Origin of the sequence: Flavobacterium sp. C3NV (genome assembly GCF_046825355.2) — a bacterium.
Taxonomy (GTDB): Bacteria; Bacteroidota; Bacteroidia; order Flavobacteriales; family Flavobacteriaceae; genus Flavobacterium.
Genome location: NZ_JBKQBJ020000001.1, coordinates 124,784 through 150,722, shown reverse-complemented (window position 1 = coordinate 150,722; position 25,939 = coordinate 124,784). Strand labels below are relative to the sequence as shown.

Here is a 25,939-nt window from a genome sequence, read left to right as displayed (position 1 = left end):
AAGATTGTCTTTTTTTTATAATAAAATTAAATTTTAGGTGTTTATGAAACGTCGCCGGAGCGATCACTTCTGATTTTTTGACGGTGCTGAATTCCCCATCTTGTCATTGCGCCCACGAGTTCTTCGAGCGTATGACTATAAGGTAAAAGTTCATATTCTATTAGAACGGGATATCCTACAGATACTTTTTTAATGATAAAACCATTCAGTTCAAGTTCTTTGAGTTCACTGGATAAAACCCGCGCAGAAATTCCGGTAACTTGTCTTTGCAGCTCACTAAACCTGTTATTTCCTCTTGCCATAGCAATAATAATCATTAGTTTCCATTTGCCTCCAATAGCATACAAAGCATCACTTACTGCTGCCAGCATTGTAGTGCATTCTGAGGTAAATTCTTTAGTCATTTCTGGTTTTTCTATTTTATCTTTCATGTAGTGGTTTTAAAAAATTACCTAATAACCTTTTAGTAACTAGTAATAAAATGTAAGCAAATATAAATTAATTTTGAATCTGTAAATCATTTACAACAAAGAATTTCCGAATATTAAATACAAAATCATGACACTAGAAATTTTAAAAACAAAAGAAGAATTAAGACAATTAATAGATGTATATGCAATTTTAGGCGACGAGAAAAAGATTGCCGAACAAATGAGCGTTTTTACACCGGATATCGTTTATCAGGTTTATATGAATGACTTTTTAGCAGCAAACGTTTCCGGAAGGGATAATTTAGAAAAAGAATTTAGCGTGCACGCAGCTCAGGTAAAAACTTATTTCACATTAAACGGACAACATAACGTTGAAATAGATGGAGATGCAGCAAATGGTGTTTCTTTTTCTCAAATAAAAATGATAAGAGAATCTGAAGGCAAAAACATTTTAACGGATTATAGCGTTAAATACCAGGATAAATATATAAATGAAAACGGAAAATGGTTCATAAAAGAGCGAACTGGATATTTTATAATTGTTGAATCCAGAGTATTGGGTAATTAAATATTTTTTTTTTACTTATATCATTAATTAAATACGGGACAGGGAGAGTTTTTCTTTGTTCCGTAATTGTATGTTATTAGATAAGTGTTTAATAACTCCGATGTTAACGTTTAATTATGTTTTTTAGTGTTTTTTCTTTCAAAAAAAGGGATTAACTTGCACAAAATTAATTGCAATTAATAATGACGATTTCAAATTTTTATTTAACAAATAATGACTTGATGAGCCTTATGGGCACGTTATTGTATTTGCATGACGATACTTTCTTAAAAAGTTCGAAAGAGTTTATTAATTAAGCCCTGTCAAAACTCTAGACAGGGATTCTTTCATCCGGAATGCTCATTTATTTAATCTTCAATTTTCATTGGGATTAAGATATCATTGAATTCAACACACACAAGAGCTATAAGTCATTCAATGAAGAGTTATTATCTTACCTATGAAGTATGGAGCAAACAGAAAGTTATGTCACAATCACAAAATATCATTTTAACAACAGGAATATACGATTTAATTAAAGATCACGTAAGAAGAAAAAAAGTAACAGTAGAAGAAGAAGTATTATTGCTTCATGAACTTAAAAAAGCCACACAGGTACTAAGAAGAGATTTACCGGAAGATATTGTTTCTGTAAACCGAAGAGTAACGTATAAAGATTGTACAACCAATGAGGAAAAAACGGTTGTGTTTGTAGGCCCTGAAAGAAACAAAGTAAGTAAAAACAGAATTTCTATTCTTTCTGATGAAGGAATAGCAATGGTAGGATATAAAGAAGGAAATGTTGTAGAATGGCCTGCTAAAAAAGGAAATCTAAAACTGGAAATCTTAAAAGTAGAAGAAGTAGCGTAACGCACTTTTTTAAATGTAAAAACATCCCAAAAAGAAATTTTTCCTGATGGGATGTTTTTTTATAATATATTTTGAAAATCAGCTTTGTGAATTTTAGTTTTCACAGAAAGCACCAATTTGCTGTAAATGCTTTTCGGTCTGGTATTTATTAAAGTTGTCCCATTGAGGCGGAGAACTTGTTTTTTGTCCGTACATCGCATCCAGGCAAATGTTATTGTCTTTGTACATATCGTGTAAAACTGCCAGAATTTTAAAGAAAAATTCATCTAATAATGTGATGGCTTCAAATTCTGATTTTAATGTATTGTAATTAGCATCTGATGGATTTAACAATTGTAATAAATCCAGAACTTCTTGTTTTTCTTCCTTGTTAATTTCAGTAGCATAACCCATTTTTAAAGTTTTAAAAACAAGATTATTCCATGCTTTACTGTCATGCGCCCATTGCACATCAGGAAGGTTTAAAGAATGCTCGCAAATTAGGATAATACCAAAAAGAACATCGTTTAAGTATTCGGCTGGAAACTCATCAAAACTTCTGAATTCGAAACCGCTTTGGTACATTTTTTCCTGATTAAAATCAAGACCAACTTCAGATAACATTTCATATTCCATATCAGCTTCAATTTGATCTCTCCACCAAATGTTTTCTTCTTTTTCAAATTTTAGTAATTTTCTAAAATCATCTACATTATAAGTCAGGATTTTACCTTTTGGCATGGCTTTGTTATACGTTCCCACGCCTATGTAGCGCGACATTGCATTTCGCATAGAGCCCAAAGTAAATTTTTTGTCCAGACTGTAAGTATCACTTATCACGCCCATAATATCAGGGCTTCCAAGAGTAGCAATAAAGAAAGGCTCAAACCATTGCAGTAAATAAATGGCATTGGCGTGTGTTCTTTCGAATTCAGTATAATCTACAATTCGGCTGTCTTCAGTCAAAGATGGTAAAGTAATATGAAAATGGTACGTTCCGTTGTTAAACAAAACCAGATTTTCCTGATTGGTCATGAACATATTAAGTCCGTTGTTATAATCCGGAAAGTTTAATTTTCCGTTTAATACAGACGATTCATTGATTTTATCAAGGAATAGTTTTTTAGTAGCTCTTAGTTCTTTGCACGATTCACCAATAGTTCTGTTCTCAAAATATTTGGTTACAAATTCGATCGAATCACCATCAAAATGTACAGATCCCATCGTTTTGTTTCTTTGGGTAATCATGCTCTGAATGTTGTACGGCTGATCTTCAAGGAAAAGCTCCATGATCGATTTGCCCAGATAATCAGGATTTTCAGTGGGTTGTGCAATCATTTCACCAGTTGCTGTGTCTACTAATGGTTTGATTGGAGATAACATTTTGTGCTGATAATTGATATCGAGTTTTTCCAGCGAATGACTGTTCATCATTCTGCTCACTTTATAGTTTTCATTCAAACCAAAAGCTTTCTTTAAAATAGGGGCTAAGCTTTCAGGTTTGTAACATTTTCTATAATCGATACTGTATTTCTCAAAACCAATTTTTTCTTGTATAAATTCACCAGAAACTATTAGGGATTCTTCAAATTGCATGTAGGTTTCGTTTTCCAATCCTATTCCCCAATAATATTTTTTTGTCTGATTGTCTTTCATTTATACTTACTTTCTTTTTTTAAGGTTATTTTAATTTATAAAGTCATTTTAATTCAGGAATATAAATTCAATCTGTTAAAACCAGAGCCAAGAAACCTATAACGGATTAAGCATATTGTTGCCTCCATTATAAAAGTTTTCGTTTACTTTTAAAAAGATAGGAATTTATATTTTAGATTTATTGCCATTTTATCGACTGAAACATCAATTAAGAAGTACAATTTTATAATAAGGTTATAAAATCACTATTGTTATTAATTGCTTTTGTATCAATAATTTAAGCAAGAGAATAGCTAAATCACAACTTTTAGTATTCTTGTTTTTTCTAAGTTGCAAAAGTAGTTTTTTATTATCGTATTTGCAAGTAGTTAACTCGCTGATAATCAATATTTTTTTTTGAATGCCGGAACAATTCTGCCAAATGTGTTTTTATTCGTGATAATACAGCACGTAGGAGGAATATAACTCATCATTCCACCAGTCTTCCCTGATTTCTGCGAAGTAATTGTAATTCAGTTTTCCGGCTTGCGATTGCAGCGGATATACTACAATTCCGTTTTCGCGATATGCTTTATGCAAATCAGTTTCAGGAACAACAGGAACAATATGTCCTGAAAGACCTTTTTCTCTTCTTTTGGCACAAATAATTCCAATTCCGCCATTGGCATTTACCTTATTCTGCATTTCATCAACCGTAGCTATTCTTTCCCAGCCAAAACTCGCTCCCCATTCCGGGAACCAATCGTGTATGGCGCTGGAATAAATACGATCGACTGTTTGCTCAAAAACAGGTTCTACATCTTCACCATTTAAAACTTTTTCGAGAGATTCAGGTGTCCACCAAACGGTTGGGAGATATACTTTAGAAAAATAGCAATAGTCATAAGAGTAGACATTGCAATAGGTATCTTCGACTGTTTTTTGATATCTTAAGTTGTGTTCTACATCTAATTTTTCAATCAGTTGGGCAATACTTTCTTTTTTAGTCGCAGCATTCGTTAAATCTCTAAACGGAATAGTGGAATCCATAAGAGGTTTTTCTTTCATTTCCATAGAATCCAGACGAGATTCCGGATCGGGTAACAAATCAGCTTTTTTTATTTTCGTATTCGATATTGTATTATCATCTAAGGGTAACGATGCTACTGATACAGTATATTTTTCCATCTTGACTGCTTAAAATTAATTGGCTTAACGTTACCTGAATTGATTGTTTGTGCAACGTAATTTGATTGGCCAGCGGGTAAATGTAAGGATTTTAAACTTTCTAAAGAGTTTTAGAAAAGGACAAATTGAAGAAAATAATGCAAAGGGCAGGGAAAGTTTGTTATTTTTAAATACAAAAAATGGCATACGATAGGTATGCCATTTTGTAATTTTAATTTTTAATAATGTGATTATTCATCGTCTTTATTAAGATCATCCTGTTTGTTGTTAACAGAAGTATCTTTATTGATGGTTTTATCCTTATCTTCGGTCTGTTCTGATTTGACATTAGAGATGTTTTCAAGATCAATTTCAGTATTTAGATCTTCTTTGAATTTTTCCTCATATCGGTACGGATCTTCATCTCTTGCATAATTGTCATGATCAACAAGTGTTTCCTGGTCGATATAATCAGGGTCGCCTTCTACAAATTCCGGGATAGGTTCTGTAGTAATGGTTCGTTTATATTGATCGTCGCTTTGAATGCTATTTCCGTCAACTAGCGTATTTTGATCAATAAAATCAGGGTCTGTCTGACCGTATTCGTTGCTGTTTTGCTTTTCCATAACGCTATTTTTTTAAATTAAACTTCTTTACTGACTGAAGCTTTTATGTCTTTTTCTATTAAAAGAAATAGTAAAGCTTACTTTTTTAAGGCGTGTATTTTACAAATTTAGTGCAGAGGTTACTGGTATTCATTACAGGAAAATAAATTATAGTTGCATAATTTGTAGGTTTTAATAAAGTATAAGATTAAATCGATTTTTTTGAATCTAATGAATATCAATTTTAACAGATTCATTTTAAACTTAAAATTAAAGAAGTTTTAAGTTGAAGTTTTAACAGGAAAACGTTTTTACTTGTTGTTAATTTTTACTAAAGTATCTGGATTCTGCTGTTTACAGAGAATAAAACAACAATAACAAGCGTTCTTAAACAAAACTATATTATGGGCTTATTTGATTTTATGATAGTGGAAATAGCTATGGATTTGGGAACAGCGAATACTTTAATAATTTATGACGGAAAAATTGTAGTAGATAGTCCATCGATTGTGGCAAGAGATATAAGAAACGGAAAAATTATTGCTGTAGGCAAAGAGGCCAGTTTAATGCAGGGTAAAACACACGAAAATATTAAAACAATCCGACCGCTAAAAGACGGTGTAATTGCAGATTTTGATGCGTCGGAAAAAATGATTAACTGGTTTATCAATAATATACCGGAAATTAAAAAAAATCTTTTTAAGCCTTCTTTGCGAATGGTGGTTTGTATTCCCAGCGGTATTACCGAGGTTGAAATGCGAGCGGTAAAAGAGTCGTGCGAACGTGTAAACGGAAAAGAAGTATTCCTGATTCATGAGCCTATGGCGGCCGCTATAGGGATGGGTATTGATGTTATGCTGCCTCAGGGTAATATTATTGTGGATATTGGAGGAGGAACCACCGAAATCGCGGTTATTGCCCTTGGCGGAATAATTTGCGATAAATCGATCAAGATTGCCGGTGACGTTTTCACGAATGACATCTTATATTATATGAGAACACAGCATAATCTGTATATTGGAGATGCCACGGCAGAAACGATAAAAATTGAAGTAGGTTCCGCAATGGAAGAACTCGAACAACCTCCTAATGATATGCTCGTTCGAGGAAGAGATTTGCTTACCGGAAAACCCAAAGAGATCAAAATTACCTATAGAGAAATTGCGAAAGCACTGGATAAATCGATTCTTAGAATCGAAGATGCTATTATGGTAACGCTTTCGCTAACGCCGCCCGAATTGGCTGCCGACATTTACAACACAGGTTTATATCTGGCAGGAGGAGGAGCAATGCTTCGTGGTCTCGATAAAAGGATTTCTCAAAAAACAGATTTACCCGTTTATATTGCCGAAGATCCTTTAAGAGCTGTAGTGAGAGGTACTGGGGTTGTATTAAAAAATATTGCCAAATACAAAAGTGTATTGATAAAGTAAATTTGTCAATTGAATATTTATAATATAAAAAAACCTCGCCGATTGGCGGGGTTTTCTATTTCTATTATTTGTCGATTATCTTTGCGGGCACGGAAAGAATTTCCGCGCTGTCGTTGCGCATATGCGAGCGATCGGGAATTCTATTTTAACAGTTTGGTACACTTTAAAGTACTATAAAAGCAAAAGCCACTCCGTTATGGAATGGCTTTTTTTAAAATTTAAAGATTATGATAATCTAATAGATCAAAGAACAAGCATAAATAGTAAAATCGAGATTATCCAAAAAACAGCGTTAAACCAGCCATCTATATACAACTCTCTATTCATTGTCCAAAATGTGTCATCTGAATTTCTATCATATTTCTTAAAATACCATTTACTCATATAATGGTAGATTAATTGACAAATTAAAGGGATAAATAATGAGCGTATAGCAGTATTCGAAGCTACATTGTTTAATAAAAGTAGTGATGTAATCAAAAATAATAATGCATTAAATGCTAATATTATATTAAAGTATTTTTTATTGTCTAAAATCCTCTTGTCAAAAAGAAAGATTATAGAAACGTTCATTCCAATAATAATAAAAATAATATTCATAATTTAGTCAAATTTTTGGTAAAGTCCATCAAAAGCACCTACTCCGTCTAATACTCCTAGTCCAACAGATAAAAATGGTCCAACTACTGGAATAAAAGCGGTTCCTGTAATAATTGCCGCACCCGCTAATCGAGCCTTATCTGCACCAGAGCCATCACTTTGGTAATATGTGTAAAGAGAAGCGGCAGCTCCTGCAACTTGAAAAACTTTACCAGTAGTTTTAAGTGTCTTTGTAAAACTTGTTGTCAAATTAGTAGTTTGCATTGCTTTGAAAGTTTCGCTAAAACGCGCTTTCATCACTGCATCCCCCACTGTACTTGCTAACCCAACAGCTCCAGCATGAACAGAATTTGGAATTCCTTCATCATCATATTCTTGATTATTAGAATATATTGTACCATCAAATGATTCTATTTTTTTCTGTGATTCTCCAATTTGTTTTAAAACATTATCGTGAAAATCATTTTCAGACTTTTTGCTCCCGCTCTGGAGTACTACCTCTTGTAATTCGTAAGCAAATCCATTATTTGCATCGAAAATATGCTCTGACATTTCATTAACAGATGCTTTTTGATTATTTTTCAAATAGTCAGTAAATATCGCAATCTCTTTTTTGTCGGTAATAGTTATGTTTCCATTTCCGTCAACTTCATATAATCCAGTTGGGTCACTAAAGAAAACAGGGTTATTATATGCAAAACGGTAAGGTGTAATAGAATGGGATAACTCAGAAAAAACATCTGGACTATAAAAACGACCTATCGCACTATCATACTGTCGATAGTCCATTGCCGTAACATTAAGCCCCAGCTCGTCTTGGAGTTCTTTGCCGTTGTACTTATACTTATTCTCTACACCAGATTTAACATTATTATAGCCTTCGTGTTTTAATCCAAAAGGATAATAATTGCTCTCTTCTTTAATTGCCAATGTTTTATCGTAACTCAAACGAATGTTACCCAAATGATCTTTGTACTGGTATACATAATTAAAAGAACTTCCTACCGGCTCTACATAACCTTCGGCTGTTGGGAAAAACCTCAGGAAGGTGTTACAGGTCTGGCAATCTTTACTATATTGATAACCTGCCAAATAATAGGTTGTCTCAACGTTTGCCGAAGCGCTGTTAGTTACTACCTTTTGTACTTTTTGGCCTGCCGCATTGTAAAGATAACTAATATTTCCGCTGGTTGCAAAGGTTATAAGGGTTGGTAAATTTAAGTGATTGTAAGTAATCGCTGTGATATTTTTATTGTTGTCCTTGGTCATATTACCATTGGCATCATAGCTGTAATCATCCACGCTGTTAGAGGCGCTGTCCACAAAACCGTTTGCTTTAGAAGCTGCCGGAGCACTGTCGACTACTTTCATGAGCTGGTTGGCCGTATTGTTATTGGCATAGGTGTATACCAGATCATCAATTTGCGTGGCGCTCTCACTGCTTCCGTTACGGGTAAGACCAGTAATATTTCCATTTTTATCATACCATAAATTTTCGTTATAAGCATTGGTTTGTGAGCCTGCTTTTTTGAAAACACCTTCTTTTAACCTGTTAAGGTTATCGTATTTATAGCCATACGATCTTATTACTCCCTGTTCCTGAACTGATTTAGTTGCCCAATAGGTCTCTGAGATGTTTCCGTTGTACAATGGTTTTACATCGGTAATTCCGGAGGTGGGGGTATTGTAATTGATCCTAAAGGCAAATAAATCGTCACTCAGGGCGTCCACATTATTGATGTCCTTAAGCCATCCGCGAACATTGTAGCTATAATTGATATTCTGGATATTGTTTCCTACTTTTTTAGAAATCAGCTGTCCGAGTTCATCATAAGTATTGTTTGTGATGAGCTCAATGGCACCACCATTTATCTGATGAGTCTGGGTTAGCAGGCGATCCTGAGGCGAGTAGGTAAAGACATCTTTTGTTATAAGCTCCGCGTCACCTGGGGTTCTTTTGTGTTTGGTGATACTGTATTGCAGCTGTCCAGAGAAAGTATCCAGTTTACTATCGGTATACGTGTACCCACCCAGATAGTTTTGGGTATAAGTACGAACAGGTCTTGCCTTGGCCTCATAAAAAGTAGCGGTAGTTTCTCCGGCTAAACTTCCAGAGTCAGAGAGTACCCTTATCCAGGAAGCTGTTTGTAGACCTTTTACCTGACTTGTGGTTAAGGTAGTTTGTCCCTCTATACTTGTAGGTATTATTATAGGAGGTGTGCTTGGGAAACTATAATCATCATAATAATTTACGGAAAGTAATTTAAAAGCAGTAGGAACTACCTCATTACTGTAATAAGCTGGGATGCCATCGATGGCTCGAGTTTGTTTTCTTTCATTAATGATGGCAATGGCGGGATTATTCTGATCCGCCTGCAGCGCTGTTCTTCCCGCAGCAGTAGGAGCAGTAGCACTTGTCCAGCCTGTATATACCGGACGGCTAAAAGCATCATACTTAGTAATAAGCCATCCGGCTAAATTAATATCCAAAAAAGGGGAATTGGCCGGTCCTGTAGCTACAGGGCGGTCCAGTTTATCATAAACAATAAATTCCCATTGTTTACCCGGTAGTTTTTTCTCTACAAGCCTGTTGCGATGATCATATTTGTATTGGTAACAAAGTATATCCAAAATCCCTTGTGTTCCATTGTCAATAACGGCAGAAAAAGTACTTCCTGCCTGAGCATGAAATCCTTCTAACAATGTGATAGAGTTGGTGGCTTTCAGGTTTAAAGTATTGCCCAGAGTAATTTTTGCAGTTGAGCTTTCATTAGCCAGTATAGTTGTTGTTGCCCCAATAAGGTCTACTGCTTTTGGAGGGATAACATAAGTAAGATTTCCGTAGATATCATATACATAATAGGTGTCATGTTTTTCATTTGTAGTTCCCTTATCTACAACTCCGTAAGTTCTTTTCAGAATAACCTGTCCTTCCTTGTTTTTAAATTCTACAGTAGATCCATTGGTTTCAGATAATGGAGCTACAGAATTTTCATCATAAGTCACGGTTTTGTAAAGTTGGGCAGGCAGGTAGTAACCGCTATTTACAAAAGAAATCGTATATAATCCGGATGCTGCATTCCAGGCGGTATTGGCCGTGAATAGTTTTACTTCTTCAAAACCATTGGTTTGGTAATCTATTTTTATTTCATGACCCGGTTCTAACTGCCAGGGATCTCCCGGAGCTGCTTGTTTCAGAACACGATTAAGAGGTGAGGCTTCGAGTTCTTTTTTGCTGAAAGGAAAGGAAGTGGCTTCAAAGGTTGGGTTTCCATTCACTGCAGGATTTGGACTTGCATAATAAGACGAAAGATGTGTTTTTGCCGCTGTATCAAAATCCATCGTGCTGCCTGAGGATCTAAAAGGCAGGTATTCTTCTGTTTGTCTTCCAAAGCCATCATATTCGATGTGGGTAATGATATCCTTCCCTGAATCAGACTGCTGGGCAGCAATTTGCTGTATGGGTCTTCCCAGTCCGTCAAAGTAGGTAACACTTTGTGCTGCCTGAGCGGGTGTAGGGGTAGGGATTGTAGTGGGAGTGGCCACTTTATAAGTGGTGGTTTTAATATAATTTTGGGTTTGTGTCTGGCCAATTGCCATAACCGGAAACAAAACCAAAAGGAGTTTTAGTATATTTTTCATGATGCTTTTGGTTTATTGTTTGTAGTTGTATTGGTTCTCAGAAAGGATGTTGTCATTTTTGTCTTTTACAAATTGCAATCTTCCAAAAGGATCGTAGGTATAGGTTATTTTGTCTCCTTTAGGATCTGTTATGGTACTTACCCCAACTAGTGGAATGTGGGTATAAGTGGTGATCATACAATTAGCAAAAGATGGATTATTGCGCAAAGCATTTATTGCATCTAGATTTATTTCATTTAAAATACTCACGCTCGAAAATCCTAAAGCAGCTGCTATTTGAGCATTTGTAGCATTTTCTATTTTGGCAATTGGCTGCGTTTTACTGTAACCCCAGATAATTGAAACAGGAGCGCCATTTTTTAGTGTATATTGTAACACATTTCCAACCTCATCATATTGATTATAGGAAATTATTTTTTCTAAATTTAAACTTCCTTTACTTAGAGTCTGTGGAGCTATCACACTTCCAAAGCCATTATACTCTAATGAATTTTTACTTACAGCAATTCCATTATTTTTTTGTGTTTGAGTTATTGTTGGTGTTAACCAGTTTTTTTCTGATACCATCACACTATAAGGGTACACACCAAACTTTGCATAGTTTGTAGGATATTCGTACTCTGTTACAATTTCCTGATTAAGACTATTCAAACTTTTTTGTTTAGATAGTAAGTAATTATCTAAATTATAATCATAGCTTATAGTGTTTTCTAACTGCCCTTCTTTAAGATAATCAATAGTTTTCTTCTCGGTCAAGAAATTTTTAAAGCCTCTATAAGGATATACGTACATAACATCTGCTCCAAAAAAACACTGCTTATTACCTGCTGAAACTGCTGTAACCTCTTCACCAACATGGCTTCTTTCTAATTGATAGATAATATTTACAAACTTACTTTCTAAATCAAAAGTATTATATGTAAAAATCTCCTCTTTGATGATATCATTATTTTTGTTACGGTAATCTATTTTCTCAACTGTACCGTTAAGCAATGAATTATCGCTCAAATGGTTAATTACTGAGAATACAGGGCTTACAGGTGTGTTTTTAAAGTATTTTTCTAGCATGCCATTATTATTAGAATTTTTATCAATTTGCTCCGTTGTTACTTTGCTGTAAGCAACTGTTGCGCCAATAGGTGCTGTTGCATAATTTCTAATAGAATTTGCATATCTTGTTCCTGCATAAGTGGGTACAGATCCAACAATTTGATAGCTTAATGTTCTTATCATTGTTAACTGATTCATCAATTTACCCGAAGTGTAAGTATATTTTTTACTATTTAGGAAATTTCCATTAGTATCGTAATTTATAATTTGATTTATTCTCAGTCCTCCCCCTATAGACTCTGAATGACTTGCGATTATCTCGTCCAGGTTAAAACTTGGATATTGTACAGTTGTTGTGACAATGGATGGATCCCATGAGTTTGGTGCAGTTATATTGCCTGAAGTTCCCGCCATCAATACGTAAGTACCAGGTTGTAGTAATATTTCTTGTTTAATAGACTGATAGCCCCCATTTGCGGTTAAGGCAGCACAATTAAACTCTAGATATGGCGTATAAAAACTTCCGTTTGGACCAAAAATACCAATCCTTAATCCTGCTAATTGAGAACAACTATATTTACCATTAACGTTATTTATATTACCTGTTAAAGTTACTAATGTTTGTTTTAGCAATGTAAATACAGTATTGGGAGTGGCGGTGCTGTGGCCATTAAAATAAGCATTGTAACTATTGTTTTTTGAAGCAACTTTAGATTCTTCAACAGTCGACAGAATAACTTGATTATCAAAAGTATGCGGGCTAAAATTAAATACAGTTTTACCTCCGGTTGGATACGTTATAGAAGACAATATGCCGGCTTTCATATATTCACCATTAGCACCTCTTAATGCTTTATTTGCAAGATCACTATTCGTAAAATAGTTATCAAAAAGCCACTTATTATTTTTGTACATATTTTTTAATCCAATGTCAAACGCCATTACGGATAATAAATTAGGAATAGATGTTTGATTATTTACTCCATTATAAAATCCCCAGTAATCTTTTGCAAATGATGTTTTGTAAGGCAAAGGTGTTGTATTATAAGCAAAAGTATGTTTTTTGGTGTTTGGGCTATTCAGTTCTCCTCTCTCGGAAACACCTAGCAATTTTAGTCTTTTTTTAAAATAAGCAGGTGTGGTGTGGGTTGGTCCTACAAACGTATCTTTGGAATAGTAATCTCCTCCCACATTTGTACCTTCGAAATAACCATATTCAAAATTAAAATATCTTTTTTTATTACTAATTTTATTTACTATTTCTAAAGATTCCAGTTTTCTTTTACCTTCCCCTTCGATATCATCCCTTGATGAGTTTACATTAAACAAAACTTTTTCTAAATCTGTTTCGATTTCAGTAAGAACAAGAGCATCTAAAACTGTACTAGGATCATAAGCTAGTTTATATTGATTTTGATCTGAAGCAATAGGAACATACCCCGTTTTTATCTGCTCATGAAAAGATATAATAGGTTTGATTTTACCAAAATTAGTATATTTAAATTTTATCCAATGATTAGTTTTAAGATCTCTAATCTCTGATAAATACCATGCACTAATATTTTGGGGTTCTAGCTCTTTTGTTGTAAAGATGTATTTAACCCCATCTTCGTTAATAATTTCAAACCCAAAATGATTGTTTAAGGGCAGGATTTTATATTTATTTTTTTCTCCGTAAGCTTTGATTTGTCCTGTTCCAGGATGAATATAAAAGCTACCTGTGAGCCCTGGACAATTAATTTGAAAATAATCTATTAAGGTATATTCATTTACAGCAATATCTACAATTTCCATCATTTCACCATATTCTGTATATGAATTTAGACCTTTGTAACACGAAACGGCCGATCCTTCACTATTATATTTAGCGTAACCGGCTGCCGGATCTTTCTCATCCTCATAATTCTGTGGATTAGGCATGCTCTGCTTTAATATATCGTCCAAAAGAAGTTCATATAATTGCCAATTTTTACGAATAGTTTGGTTTTCATTATAAAACATAGAATTTTGTTCAGTTTTACCTACAACTCTGTAATTGATGGCCGCAATTGTAGAAAGCTCCCATCCTAAACCTACCCAAGAAGCTTCCTGGTTAACACGTATGCCAGTAGCGTCATAGTATAAATTGATTGGGAATTGTAAACCTCCAGTCTTTAAATTATATAGTGGAACACTTATATCTGATTTTCCTGAATACTCGCCAACCTGAATATCTCCGTACTGTTCTAAATTCGCAGCTTGTGGTGTTCGTGGTAGAATGTTTGTAACTCCAGTATCGGAACTTTGTGAAAATCCTGAAAAACAAAGGAAAGAAATAAAAATTTTTAATAAAGTAGTAATTTTTTTGATCATATTTTTTGAAATTATTTATTATAAAACTCGTTTTTTTATTAATAGAAAACTTATTCATTTGTTATGGTAATAATAACCATAAGTTATTTAATATAAAAATTTTTATATAAAAATTTTCTTGCTTTAAATATTGTTTTTTTAACCAATAGCACTACTCAATTGAAACATTGGCAAATACATCGCCACTAGTAAAACAGCCACCAAAACCCCCACAAAAAGAATAATAAAAGGTTCTAAAACAGTGGTCATGATTTTAGATTGCTGTACGACTTCCTGATTATATTGTTCGCTCAATTGTTTAAAAACGTATTCGGTTTGGTTGGTTTCTTCAGCCACTTTTACAAGTGTTATGATTCGGTTGTCGAAAAGGGGAGTGTTTTTTAAGCTTGAACTCAGACTATTTCCTTTTAAAATACTTTGTTCTACTTTTTCAAGAGCTTCTTGCAAGGGGACAAAATGAATCATTTTTTTTACCATTTGTATACTGTTTAGTAAGGGAACTTTTGCCGTAGTAAGCAAAGTAACTGCCTGAGTAAATTGTGCGAGATAAACTTTGGTCATAAAAGTTCCTAATACAGGAATTTTAATTAAAAAGTAGTGTAATGTTCGCTTGTATTGGGCATTGTTTTTAAAGAAACGAGTAGAGAAAATAAAAGCAATAATTGCTAATAGAAAATAAATACCAAAGGTTTTTGTCCAAACAGAAAGTTTTACAATTATCTGAGTCAGGAAAGGCAACTCCATATTGTTTTGTTTAAAGATATCCTGAAACATAGGAACCACATAACTCAACATAAACACTACAACAAGAACAGCTGTACTCAATACAATAGAAGGGTAGGTTAGGGCCGCGACGATAATTCGTTTTTGTTCGTTCTTACGTTCAAAAAAATGACCTAATTCATTACAAACTTGCGCAGTTGTTCCGGTTTCTTCACCAATCTGAATAGAAAAGTATTCATATTCAGTAAAGGATTTCGAACCTGCAAGGGCTTCTGAAAATGGTTTTCCGTTTACAACCTGGTTAAGTATAGATTGAATTAATTCTTTATCAGCATTCTTTTTTAGGGATTCTACAATTAAGGATAATCCTTCTTTAAAGCTAACTCCGGCTTTTAATAAAATGGCCAGTTCCTGATAAAAAGCCTGTTTCTTTTTATTATTAAAACTGTCACCAAAAAGAGAGATTTCTTTTTTTAACAGACTTTCAATACTACTCGAATTTTTAGTCTGAGTTGTTTTTTTATTTGGGGTATTTTCTATTTTAAAGGCCATTTTCCTGATTCATGAATAAGGTTACATCATTTTTTTTCGAAACAAAAATTTGATAATCAGGTAATTCTGTTTCAGCAAATAAAGCTATTGCATCAATAGTTCCGGATTTTATTTCTTTTCCTTTAAAAAAGATTTTATTGGGTTTTATTTTTATTTTGATAGTATCAAGATTTCGCATTGTAAATTTTTCCTGAAATGAATAGGTTACTGTATCTATTTCTGAAGTCATTATTAAAATATGTTTGTTATCATCATAAACAATTAAATGTGGTTCATTAAAATCCTGCCAAATTTTTTGTTCAAAAAGCGCCAGAATACTCGTCTTTTCAAAATTAGTCTGAATAGCGTAAATTTGTTTTTGAACTAAACGTAATACACTAAACGCCATACCCACGACAATAGCAGTAATAATCATGACAACCAATAATTCGGCTAGTGTAAATGATTTTAATTTTCTTGCGGCCATACTATTTGTTGTTTTGAAATTTCTTTTTTTGAATTAGTATTTATTGCCGAAAAAGAAATTATCTTTTTGTTTAAAATTGTTTCTAAACTAATAGTGATGTTCCATCCTTTATAATTTTCATGATATGGTAGTTTTAGAATGTTGTTTTGAGTTTCGTATTCAAGTTCATTTATTCTGCTTTCTATTGCATGGGTGTTTTTAGAAAAAGTATTTAAAACTAAATTATTCAGCACTAAACTTGCAATTACAAATATAATTACGATCAAAACTGTGGCTACGAGAGCTTCAATCAGGGTTGCCGATTTTACTTTTTTTAATACAACCATTTCAAAACAGTTTTAGGTTCTTGTTCTAAAGGCATTGCTCCATATATAGGTGGTACACTTTCATTTTCAATAGTTCCGTTATAAATGTGATTCATAAAAATAGATCCTGATTGATTTGCCAGAAATTGTGTGGTATAAACACATCCGGATACTGTTCCTCTCAGCTCAAAATTACCATTGCAGTATACCTGACCTTTTATTTTAGCTTCTTTTTCTAAAACAATTTGTGTGAGATAATCGGGTATTTCTTTAGTTTGAATATAAGTTACTATTCCCTTTACTGTACTTTTTGTATCTATAAATATTTGATTGTCAAAAGGAATGTTTGATATTTGATTAGGTGTACTTTTATTATCTTGAAAAAGTAATAAAGCAGATGGATAAGTTAAATTACAGTTTTTACCAAGAGTAATTTTTTTTGAAGCTATCGCCTGAAAGTTGCCTTGGGTTTCGTCTTCAATTTCTATAATGGGCGCTACTAGTATTATATCTTTTAACAAAGCTGTTTTTTTTATTTTAATAGCCGTTTCAGATTTAATAATAATATTACCGGAGATAATTTTATTTTCTATTAGAATTGGATCTGTAGAATAGTATCCTTTTGTTTTGGAGGCAAAAGAATTTATAATTCTTGAACCTGAATTTAAGTTTATATAATCTGTTTGATTGTTGATTTTGTATTCGTTTATGTAATATTCAATTGCATCGAGAACTGTTTTCTCTGGCTTGGGTAGTTCTACAGTACTTTTTTTAATAGATCCGTAGATGAGTTTTGAGCCATAGTAACTATTACCGGCTATATAACCAGAATTTACTCCCTGGACTGGTAAATAGGCAATTCCTCTTATGCTTGTAGTACCTACTACAGTTAAGGCATTATGTGTTTCTTTTAGAAAAAGGGTGGGAGATTCGGTTGCTTTAATAAGCGAACCAATTATGGCAATTTTAGTAAACTTCTTTTTTCGAAATTGGGTAATAGCAATCCCTTTTTGAAAAAGCCCCCATTGCGATAAATGAATTTTGATACTCTGATTTTCTTTTTTTATAAAATCAACCTGAGCAGTATCGGTATTAAAATCTCTTTGTTCTAATAATGTTTGAATTCCTATATCTGCAAACTGAATATTTTCTATAGCCCCTTTCGACTGTTCTTTCATGTAGATAAACGTATAGGCATACAAAATAAGCCCAGCTAAAAGCAGAGCAATTAATACCGCTACAAAAACAGTAAATTGCAAGGCACCAGATTTAATTTTAAGATTTAGTTTCAATCCTGTAACATTATAAGATTTAGATTTCCTTTGTATTTTACATAAATAGATTCTTTATCTCCACTTTTTAGAAAAATTTCATTTTCAGTATCTCCAATTTTCATGAAATAATTTTTTTTATCTATTATGAGCATAAAAATTTTGTTTTTGTCCTTAGTATCAGATATTAAGCCTTTGTATGAAATTGTTGGCCACACTAAGGTTTCTTTGGGTTTTGCATCTTTTGCAGCAGAGCTATTTCCTTTAATTTTTGGCGCAGCATTTTCTGCATACATTTTTCCTAAAAAAGGATCTCTATAATTTACGTCTATACTAAAAGATTGCCTTTTATTAAATTTTAAAGGTTTGATAGTTAGTTCTGAATTATTAGAAACTATGATTTCATTTGAGTTAGTAAACGAAAAAAGTTGAAACAAAACTGCCCCCCATACAAATAATACGATTGGCAAAAGAATATAAATGTTTTTTTTATTTTTCATTACCATTTTATTTTTTACTTAATTCATTTTCGATTTTAGCAACACGCAAAGCTAAGTCTTTCAGGGTTTCGATTTCTTTTGTTTGTACATCTATTTTTTTATTTTGTTCGATACTGTAAAGCGTTAACTCTTCGATTTTTTTTAATAAATGCATATTCATTGCTGCTAGCATTAAACCATTTTTTTCGATTTCCCTGGCAGAAGGAATTTCAGGTAAATGTTTATTTTTTTTAATGAAATCTTCAACTTCTTGTAATGATTTAAGTTTATAATCATTTGCAAATACGTAATCAGGTACACTCATAGGACTCTGTAGATCAACCTTTACTTCTTTGGTATGAATGGTTCCGTTTACTGCTAGTTTTGTATCAGGTGCTACAGTACCTATGCCAATATTTCCATTAACATCCATATGAAAAAATGGTGAATTTTGATTATCCGTCCAATTGTAAATTGAAAAACTAGATTCTGTTATCATGTTGGCACCGGCACTAATGGCCCAGGTTTTACCGGCAGGATTTTTTAGGAATATTTTTGTTGTATTTGCATTTACGCTTTCGCTACCAATACCTGCACTACCTATAACATCTAATTTATAAGATGCAGAAGGTGTACCAATACCGACATTACCATTGGAATCAGCCATTAGTATTTGCTGCCAATTTCCCCATTGCGGATCTAAAGGATAAGCATTTCGATAAAAAAGGCCACCTTCATTTAAATTTAACTGATAGTTTTTACCTCCTGTATTATCCGTGTTAACCCATGGTGAAAAAGTTAGATTAGCAGACCACATACCAGAACCTGGAGCGCCCATAATACTTCTGAGTTTAAAGTCCGCTTTAATACTATGGGCAGAAGAATTGGGTAATTCATTCGTATTTCTTGTATCGCTTATTGTTAAATAATTTGCTGCCTGCGCAGAAAGGTTGTTTTGTACAAAAATGGTTAAAAGTGTAAGGAGAATTAGTGATTTTTTCATATTATTACTTTTTTTCTTTTTCTAATTTTTCAATACGTTTATTTTGTTCAATTACATAAAGCGTTAACTCTTCTATTTTTTGAAGCAATTTGGCATTCATTTCCCCTAAATTAATTCCGTTTTTCAGGACTTCTTCTTCGTTTGGAATATTTTCTAAATGTCCTTTTTCAGTAATATGCTTTTCGACTTCTTCAAGAGTTGGTAAACTATATTGTTTTGTAAAGACAAAGTCTGACCAGCCTAACATATCAACTTTTACTTCTTGAGAATGTATTGCTCCCTTTACGTCTAGTTTAAAATTAGGAACCATCATTCCAATACCTACATTACCATTATCAGTTATTGTAAATCGATTATCGCACATTCCGCCTTCCTGACAACCTAATTTATCATAAATCCAAAATTGTAAGCTGTTGCCATAGACACCTGTCATATTATAAATAGCCCATCGCTGCCCTAGGCCGTTAGAGTCTTTAGAATAGTTGAATAAATTTAATTCAGAACCATTAATTTGCTGAGAAAATGATGTTAAGGTTGTGAAAAGTAGAATAATTATTGATATTGATTTTGCTTTCATATTTTTTTGAGTTATTTATTCTCAAGAATCATAATTCTTTCGTTTTGCTTTTCTATTTTTTTATTTTGTTCAATTACATACAGTGTCAATTCCTCAATTTTCTGAAGTAATTTAGCATTCATTTCCCCTAAATTAATTCCGCTTTTCAGCACTTCTTCTTCATTAGGGATATTTTCTAAATGCCCTTTTTCGGTAATATGCTTTTCGACTTCTTCAAGAGTTGGCAAATTATATTCTTTTTTGAAAACAAAATCAGACCAGCCTGTCATGTCCACTTTTACTTCTTTAGAATGTATGGTTCCGTTTACGTCTAGTTTGTTAGACGGAGTATTGATTCCAATACCAACATTACCATTTGATGAAATTCTCATTCTTTCTTTTAAGGCACTAATTTGAGGGTTGTCAATATCACCTTCCCATCCAGAATAAAACACCAGGGCTTTTCTTCCATAATTTTGATCGCTGATACCTTGTAAAGCAACTCCATTATTAGGCAAATACCCCCCAGTTAAAAGCAAATATGGTGTATTTGTATTATTGTTTCCTGCAACTGCATGAATTCTAAGTCCAGCATCACTATTAGGAGCGTCTATTTGTAATTTTTTTTCTGGATTGCTTGTACCGATACCACTATTTCCTGTTCCGTTTATTTTCAAATTTCCAGAAGATTCGACATCATTTTTAGAGTCTAAAACATAACGCCAATCTTGCCATGCTGTTTGTCCATAAAATGCGCTTCTGTATAATATTCTTCCATTGTCCCAGCTACCTGTAAAATAAAGTTGTGAGTCTAGATGTGATTCTTTTCCGTTTATTTCTAATAAAGTTCCCCATTGAGAAGGTGCATTGGCTCCTTCATAATTATCCCACAATTTAATAGACATAGGAGCAATACCAAACCTTGGGGCACTATTAAAATCTTTTTGTTCTGTTGTCCATTTTAAACTTTGTGATCCTAAATTGCCATCAAAAGTTTGGCTTTGTAGATAGGAATGAAATAGAATTACAATTAAAGATGCTGTTTTTTTCATTATTTTAATTTTTGCTCAATTTTTAATAATCTTTCTAGAATAGATTTAAAAGAGTCATTTTCTTTTCTCAATTTGTCAATCTCGTATTGAGACTTTTTAATTTCTAAAGATTGATGATTGGATTTTCTTTCTTGTTCAATCATGTACAAAGTCAATTCCTCAATTTTTTGTAGCAATTTAGCATTCATTTCCCCTAAATTAATTCCGTTTTTCAGAACCTCTTCTTCATTGGGGATATTCTCTAAATGTCCTTTTTCGTTAATATGTATTTCGACTTCTTCAAGTGTTGGTAAATTGTATTCTTTTTTAAAAACAAAATCAGACCATCCAGTCATATCTACTTTTACTTCTTTTGAATGGATAGTTCCGTTAACATCTAGTTTGTTTTTTGGAGTTATTGTTCCGATTCCAACATTTCCACCAACTTTAATAAATACGCTTGATAAAATTTCACTTTCACCATAATTAGTAAAGTATAGACCACTTAATGATTTATCGACCTGATGTGACATATAGCCAATGTTGGAAGTATTCCCGAGTTGCCCAACAGATTGACCATAGGTAATTGCAGTATACCTATAATCCTGATATATTTTTCCTCCTACATATGATGATATAATTTGATTTTCAGAATTATCGATCACTGATAATTTACTTTGAGGATCTGTTGTTCCTATTCCAACATTACCCGATATATATTGGTTGCCTATAAAAGAATTGTTTCCTCTTGTAGCTAGTTCATTCCAATTCTCAGATGATGGTAATAAATTATGACTAGCAATTTTTCTAAAAAATAACCTATCATTTACAGTTATTGAGGAAGCAATTTGCAATTGATGGTTATTATTTTGGTCTGTATGCCTTACCACAAATAGATGTTGCCAACCATTGCTAATATCGGGTGTTATACCATTGGGGGCCGAACCATTATAAGCGCCTGATTTTAAAGGGATATTAAAATCAGGAATATTTGGAGAATAACCATCACTTATTTGCTGCGAATATGAAAATGTAGTAATAAAAATAAAGGCGATAGTTGTGAATGCTTTTGTTTTCATGATTTTATTTCTTAGAATATTTTTTGATTTTTAAAGCTTTTATTTCCTTATCTTGTTTTTTATTCTCTTTTTTAATTTCAATCACGTACAAAGTCAATTCCTCAATTTTTTGAAGTAATTTAGCGTTCATTTCGCCTAAATTAATTCCATTTTTAAGAACCTCTTCTTCATTAGGAATATTCTCTAAATGCCCTTTTTCGGTAATATGTTTTTCAACTTCTTCTAGTGATGGTAAATTATATTCTTTTTTGAAAACAAAATCAGACCAGCCAGTTGCCTGAACCTTAATTTCTCTAGCACCAATTGATCCTTCTACAGCAAGTTTATGAGTTCCGGTTGATGTTGTGCCTATTCCCACATTGCCACCTATTGGATTAATTATAATATTCTTTTGCCCAACCCCACCTTTAACAGCTTGTAAATACGAATATTCGCCTTCTGAATTTACACCAATATTAATACCTAATCGATGGACTGCACCATCGTGTATTGAAATACCATCTGAACTTGATATACCTGCGCTTGTAGGTACTTTGACCTCAAATGTATTCAATGGAGATATTGAGTTAATTCCAACAAGACCACCTGAGGTTATTGTAAATCTTTCGAATGTATCACCTAAACCTCCACTCATTATTCTAATTCTATTTGATCCTACTCCAATTCCTGCTAAACCAGTTGAACCAAAATTATCATAAAACAAAATATTGCCAAAATCGTTAAGAGCTCGATTTCTTATAATTATACCCTGTGCATATGAATTACTTACAATATCTAATGGGGCATTAGGGGAAACTGTGCCAATTCCAAGATTACCATCTATATTTTGGTTACCAATAAAGTTATTATTTCCTTTTGTTGCCAATTTGATCCAGGCCGTGTTTGATGATAATAAATTACCACTAGCAATTTTTCTAAAAAAAAGTCTATCATTTACAGTAAATGAAGATGCAATTTGTAATTGATAATTATTGCTCTGATTTAAATGCCTTGTAATTAATAGATGTTGCCACACATTACTATTATCTGGTGCCATCCCTAATGTCGAAGTATTTAAACCATTGTAAATTCCTGATTTAAGCGGTAATGAAAAGTCAGGTATAATGGAAGGAGCATATCCGTCGCCAATTTGTTGAGCAAATGAAAAGGTTGGAATAAGAAGTAAAATTATTGTAGCTAATTTAAATTTCATATTATTTTTTTTGAGATATTATGAGAGTTTTAAGGCTTTGTATTTCGTCATTTTGCTTTATGCTATTTTTCTTGATATCAATAATATATAGTGTCAATTCCTCAATTTTTTGTAGTAATTTAGCATTCATTTCACCTAAATTAATTCCATTTTTTAACACTTCTTCTTCATTAGGAATATTTTCTAAATGTCCTTTTTCGGTAATATGTTTTTCAACTTCTTCTAGTGTTGGTAAAATATATTCTTTTTTGAAAACAAAATCAGACCAGCCAGTTGCCTGAACCTTAATTTCTCTCGCACCAATTGATCCTTCAACTGCAAGTTTATGTGGACCTGTTAATGTTGTTCCTATTCCTACATTACCGTTGATATACATTCTGTCAGGAGAATTATAAGTTGGTGGATTAAAACCAATACCCATGCCGTAAGCATTTACTGATAATATGTTGCCTTCTTCTGTGCTATATATATCTATAAATCTATAATTACTTGCGTATTGAGCAGTACCCCAGGAACCCTGATACATTATTTTTATTGCTTTCGTAATATTTGAGTCATAAGATTTTAAAACATCTAAACCTGCTTTTGGGTCTTTAATGCCAATTCCTAAATTTGCACTTATAATTTGATTACCAATGAAATTATTACTTCCTCTTGTAGCCAATTCATTCCATGAATTCCAAGTATTATTATCTCCATTTTTGGTTCTGTAAGATATATGATTACCCCCAGTTGGTCCATAATCCGAGCTAATCTGACAATCATAATTGTTATTTAATCCGCCAAAACTTATTAATGCACCATTCCAGGGAGTTCCGGAAGTTGCATATGAAAAAGTGTATCCACCTTTAAATTCATTTGCAGAACCTGCTGTAGATATGTTAAAAGTAGGGTTTAAGGTTTGTGCCACTATATTAGTTCCATTAAATAATAAAACTAAACTGATAAATAATAATGTCTTTTTCATTTTTATTCTGATTTTTTTTCAAACTTTTCTAATCGCTTTTCCAAATTATTCATTTTTTTATTTTGATTAATCATGTATAACGTCATCTCCTCAATTTTCTGTAGAAGTTTAATATTCATTTCAGATAAATTAATTCCGTCTTTTTTCATTTCTTCAGCAGATGCAATTTCAGGTAAATGTTTGTTTTCTTTAATGAATTGGTCTACAGATTCTAATGAAGGTAAGTTGTAATCATTTTCGAAAACAAAATCGGCTCCGGCATCTACCGTTACTTTTACTTCGCGAGAGGCAATGTTTCCTGCAACCGTGAGCATCGCTGAAGGATTTGATGTACCAATACCAATTCTTGCAGCATCTAAAACAAGAGGTTGATTACCTCCTCCGGTACCAATAACAACAGGATATTCATTACTAATAAAAGTAGGATTAGAAAAATAATGTTTAATAGAAAATTGTCTTGCATCACCACCACCTATTCTAATCGGGTAAAAATTAGAAATTCCATATACTGTTAATGGAGCGTCAGGAGCAGAGTTACCAATACCAACATTTCCATTAGTATTTAAGTGCAATTGGTCGAAATTCTCTACACCACTAATTTTAAAAGTATGCATATCGATATTAGCATTCCATCCTTTACTAATTATCCTGGATATTCCATTAGTGTCTAGGTCAAATACTAAATTTGAATTTAATTTTTTTAAATCTAAAACGCCTGTTGGAGTTGCAGTACCTATACCAAAATTTCCTGAATTAATAAAGGAATTCCCGCCATCTTTGAAATATACATCATTACCAATTCTTGTTCCACCTGTAAAATCACTGGCGAAATTTAAAGCTAAGACATTATAATCAGCATGTACAATTGCTCTTCCACCTGATCCTCGTGGAGGATATTTGAAAATTAGATCGGCATTGCCGTTATAATAAAATATATTGTCACCACTTGGTGATAGAATTTGTGAGAAAGAATTATAGGTTGTAATTATTAATAATAGAGTTATAATTTTTTTCATTTTATTAATTTTTCATTTTTTTTAATAATTCAATTTCTTTTTTTATTTCAATCATATACAAAGTCATCTCTTCAATTTTCTGCAATAATTTGATATTCATTTCAGATAAATTAATTCCATCTTTTTGCATTTGTTTAGCAGAAGCAATTTCAGGTAAATGTTTGTTTTCTTTAATGAATTGGTCTACAGATTCTAATGAAGGTAAGTTGTAATCGTTTTCGAAAACAAAATCGGCTCCGGCATCTACGGTTACTTTTACTTCTCGCGAAGCTATGTTACCTGCGACTGTAAGTTTTGAGGTTGGGTTTATTGTGCCAATTCCAATGTTACCTGTTATTCTTGATATACTAAATAAAGAAGTTGTTTCAACTTCTGCGTTAACTCCAAATATAGACAGTAAGCCAGTTAAGTTATCTGTTTTAAATCTAAATCCATATGAAGATGAATTAAATCCTCGCTCACCTATTGCTAACATAATAGCTGTTCCAAGTCCTGGCGTGAAATCCGAAATATCTAGTTTTGCATTTGGCGAACTTGTTCCAATTCCTATGTTTCCACTAGTATTTATAGCCAAAACCTGTGTGTCCAAACCTCCGGATGTAACAATATTAAAGGACATTGCCGCATCTAATAATCGAATATACGATCCACCTCTGGCAGGATTTAATAATCGTAATCCACCATTCACATTATTAAAATTATGTATATTATTGCCAATTCCAACCCCTGCATAAGTTAATCCAGGTTCGCTTGCCCATAGCATTAAATCAGCTTGGGTGGCATCTGAACCTCCTCCATAAGAATGAAGCAAAATTCTGGAGTCACCATGACTGCCATGTAGATGTAACAAATGTTCTGGGGGAGTTCCCACTCCTACATAATTATTATTTGATGGTCCTTGTACAGTTCCATCAGGAGTATAAATTTGAGCATTTGTAAATAATGTAGAAATAAATATTAATATAATAGTTAGCTTGATTTTCATCTG

22 protein-coding genes are annotated in these 25,939 nt (G+C 32.9%); 3 read left to right on the top strand and 19 right to left on the bottom strand.

Going from position 1 to position 25,939, the window contains the following annotated elements; genetic code table 11:
* Nucleotides 1-41: 41 nt before the first annotated feature.
* Nucleotides 42-431 carry a winged helix-turn-helix transcriptional regulator gene (locus ACIDC4_RS00640; RefSeq protein ID WP_230037917.1) on the bottom strand — a complete coding sequence of 130 codons (390 nt, stop codon included), beginning with the start codon at nt 429-431 and terminating at the stop codon, nt 42-44.
* A 127-nt stretch (nt 432-558) separates the two neighbouring features.
* Here ACIDC4_RS00640 and ACIDC4_RS00635 point away from each other — a divergent pair, with 127 nt between their 5' ends.
* Both ACIDC4_RS00635 and ACIDC4_RS00630 read left to right on the top strand, forming a co-directional pair.
* A complete protein-coding gene (locus ACIDC4_RS00635) occupies nt 559-999 on the top strand; it encodes a nuclear transport factor 2 family protein (RefSeq protein ID WP_412043915.1) in 441 nt (146 codons plus the stop codon).
* A 465-nt stretch (nt 1,000-1,464) separates the two neighbouring features.
* Nucleotides 1,465-1,848: a GreA/GreB family elongation factor gene (locus ACIDC4_RS00630; RefSeq protein WP_412043914.1), complete on the top strand. Its 384-nt coding sequence runs from the start codon at nt 1,465-1,467 to the stop codon at nt 1,846-1,848.
* Between the two features lie 93 nt (nt 1,849-1,941).
* On the opposite strand, the gene ACIDC4_RS00625 is transcribed toward ACIDC4_RS00630, so the two are convergent.
* From ACIDC4_RS00625 to ACIDC4_RS00615, 3 genes are all read right to left on the bottom strand, one after another.
* Nucleotides 1,942-3,483, bottom strand: a complete 1,542-nt coding sequence (locus tag ACIDC4_RS00625) for a hypothetical protein (RefSeq protein WP_412043913.1) — start codon at nt 3,481-3,483, stop codon at nt 1,942-1,944.
* A gap of 429 nt (nt 3,484-3,912) precedes the next feature.
* The gene (locus ACIDC4_RS00620; RefSeq protein ID WP_412043912.1) at nt 3,913-4,650 is read right to left on the bottom strand and encodes a hypothetical protein; all 738 of its coding nucleotides are present in this window, start codon (nt 4,648-4,650) and stop codon (nt 3,913-3,915) included.
* 230 nt (nt 4,651-4,880) lie between these two features.
* Nucleotides 4,881-5,255 (bottom strand): hypothetical protein, encoded by a 375-nt coding sequence (locus ACIDC4_RS00615; RefSeq protein ID WP_412043911.1) that lies wholly within the window; start codon nt 5,253-5,255, stop codon nt 4,881-4,883.
* A gap of 383 nt (nt 5,256-5,638) precedes the next feature.
* Here ACIDC4_RS00615 and ACIDC4_RS00610 point away from each other — a divergent pair, with 383 nt between their 5' ends.
* Nucleotides 5,639-6,667, top strand: coding sequence for a rod shape-determining protein (locus ACIDC4_RS00610; protein ID WP_230037929.1), 1,029 nt, complete (start codon nt 5,639-5,641; stop codon nt 6,665-6,667).
* A gap of 603 nt (nt 6,668-7,270) precedes the next feature.
* Here the strand turns inward: ACIDC4_RS00610 and ACIDC4_RS00605 are convergent.
* The 15 genes from ACIDC4_RS00605 to ACIDC4_RS00535 all read right to left on the bottom strand — a co-directional run bounded on the left by ACIDC4_RS00605 (nt 7,271) and on the right by ACIDC4_RS00535 (nt 25,936).
* Entirely contained in the window at nt 7,271-10,909 is a 3,639-nt protein-coding gene (locus tag ACIDC4_RS00605; RefSeq protein WP_412043910.1) for a DUF6443 domain-containing protein, read from the bottom strand.
* Between the two features lie 12 nt (nt 10,910-10,921).
* Nucleotides 10,922-14,311: a hypothetical protein gene (locus ACIDC4_RS00600; RefSeq protein ID WP_412043909.1), complete on the bottom strand. Its 3,390-nt coding sequence runs from the start codon at nt 14,309-14,311 to the stop codon at nt 10,922-10,924.
* A 138-nt stretch (nt 14,312-14,449) separates the two neighbouring features.
* Complete coding sequence (locus ACIDC4_RS00595; RefSeq protein WP_412043908.1) at nt 14,450-15,586, bottom strand: type II secretion system F family protein; 1,137 nt, start codon at nt 15,584-15,586, stop codon at nt 14,450-14,452.
* Nucleotides 15,576-16,052 (bottom strand): PulJ/GspJ family protein, encoded by a 477-nt coding sequence (locus ACIDC4_RS00590; protein WP_412043907.1) that lies wholly within the window; start codon nt 16,050-16,052, stop codon nt 15,576-15,578. Before ACIDC4_RS00590 ends, ACIDC4_RS00595 begins: the two co-directional genes overlap by 11 nt.
* A complete protein-coding gene (locus ACIDC4_RS00585; protein ID WP_412043906.1) occupies nt 16,034-16,378 on the bottom strand; it encodes a hypothetical protein in 345 nt (114 codons plus the stop codon). The genes ACIDC4_RS00590 and ACIDC4_RS00585 overlap by 19 nt, the downstream gene beginning before the upstream one ends.
* On the bottom strand, nt 16,366-17,649 hold the full coding sequence (locus ACIDC4_RS00580) for a hypothetical protein (RefSeq protein ID WP_412043905.1): 1,284 nt from the start codon (nt 17,647-17,649) through the stop codon (nt 16,366-16,368). Before ACIDC4_RS00580 ends, ACIDC4_RS00585 begins: the two co-directional genes overlap by 13 nt.
* Entirely contained in the window at nt 17,646-18,128 is a 483-nt protein-coding gene (locus ACIDC4_RS00575; protein WP_412043904.1) for a hypothetical protein, read from the bottom strand. The genes ACIDC4_RS00580 and ACIDC4_RS00575 overlap by 4 nt, the downstream gene beginning before the upstream one ends.
* 7 nt (nt 18,129-18,135) lie before the next feature.
* Nucleotides 18,136-19,110 carry a hypothetical protein gene (locus ACIDC4_RS00570; RefSeq protein ID WP_412043903.1) on the bottom strand — a complete coding sequence of 325 codons (975 nt, stop codon included), beginning with the start codon at nt 19,108-19,110 and terminating at the stop codon, nt 18,136-18,138.
* A gap of 4 nt (nt 19,111-19,114) precedes the next feature.
* Nucleotides 19,115-19,687 carry a hypothetical protein gene (locus tag ACIDC4_RS00565; RefSeq protein ID WP_412043902.1) on the bottom strand — a complete coding sequence of 191 codons (573 nt, stop codon included), beginning with the start codon at nt 19,685-19,687 and terminating at the stop codon, nt 19,115-19,117.
* An 11-nt stretch (nt 19,688-19,698) separates the two neighbouring features.
* Nucleotides 19,699-20,718, bottom strand: coding sequence for a hypothetical protein (locus ACIDC4_RS00560; protein ID WP_412043901.1), 1,020 nt, complete (start codon nt 20,716-20,718; stop codon nt 19,699-19,701).
* Entirely contained in the window at nt 20,718-21,776 is a 1,059-nt protein-coding gene (locus ACIDC4_RS00555) for a hypothetical protein (protein WP_412043900.1), read from the bottom strand. The genes ACIDC4_RS00560 and ACIDC4_RS00555 overlap by 1 nt, the downstream gene beginning before the upstream one ends.
* 4 nt (nt 21,777-21,780) lie before the next feature.
* A complete protein-coding gene (locus ACIDC4_RS00550) occupies nt 21,781-22,968 on the bottom strand; it encodes a hypothetical protein (protein WP_412043899.1) in 1,188 nt (395 codons plus the stop codon).
* A 1-nt stretch (nt 22,969) separates the two neighbouring features.
* Nucleotides 22,970-23,935: a hypothetical protein gene (locus ACIDC4_RS00545; protein WP_412043898.1), complete on the bottom strand. Its 966-nt coding sequence runs from the start codon at nt 23,933-23,935 to the stop codon at nt 22,970-22,972.
* 2 nt (nt 23,936-23,937) lie between these two features.
* On the bottom strand, nt 23,938-24,951 hold the full coding sequence (locus ACIDC4_RS00540) for a hypothetical protein (protein ID WP_412043897.1): 1,014 nt from the start codon (nt 24,949-24,951) through the stop codon (nt 23,938-23,940).
* Nucleotides 24,952-24,955: 4 nt separating this feature from the next.
* Nucleotides 24,956-25,936, bottom strand: a complete 981-nt coding sequence (locus tag ACIDC4_RS00535; RefSeq protein WP_412043896.1) for a hypothetical protein — start codon at nt 25,934-25,936, stop codon at nt 24,956-24,958.
* Between the last annotated feature and the right edge of the window lie 3 nt (nt 25,937-25,939).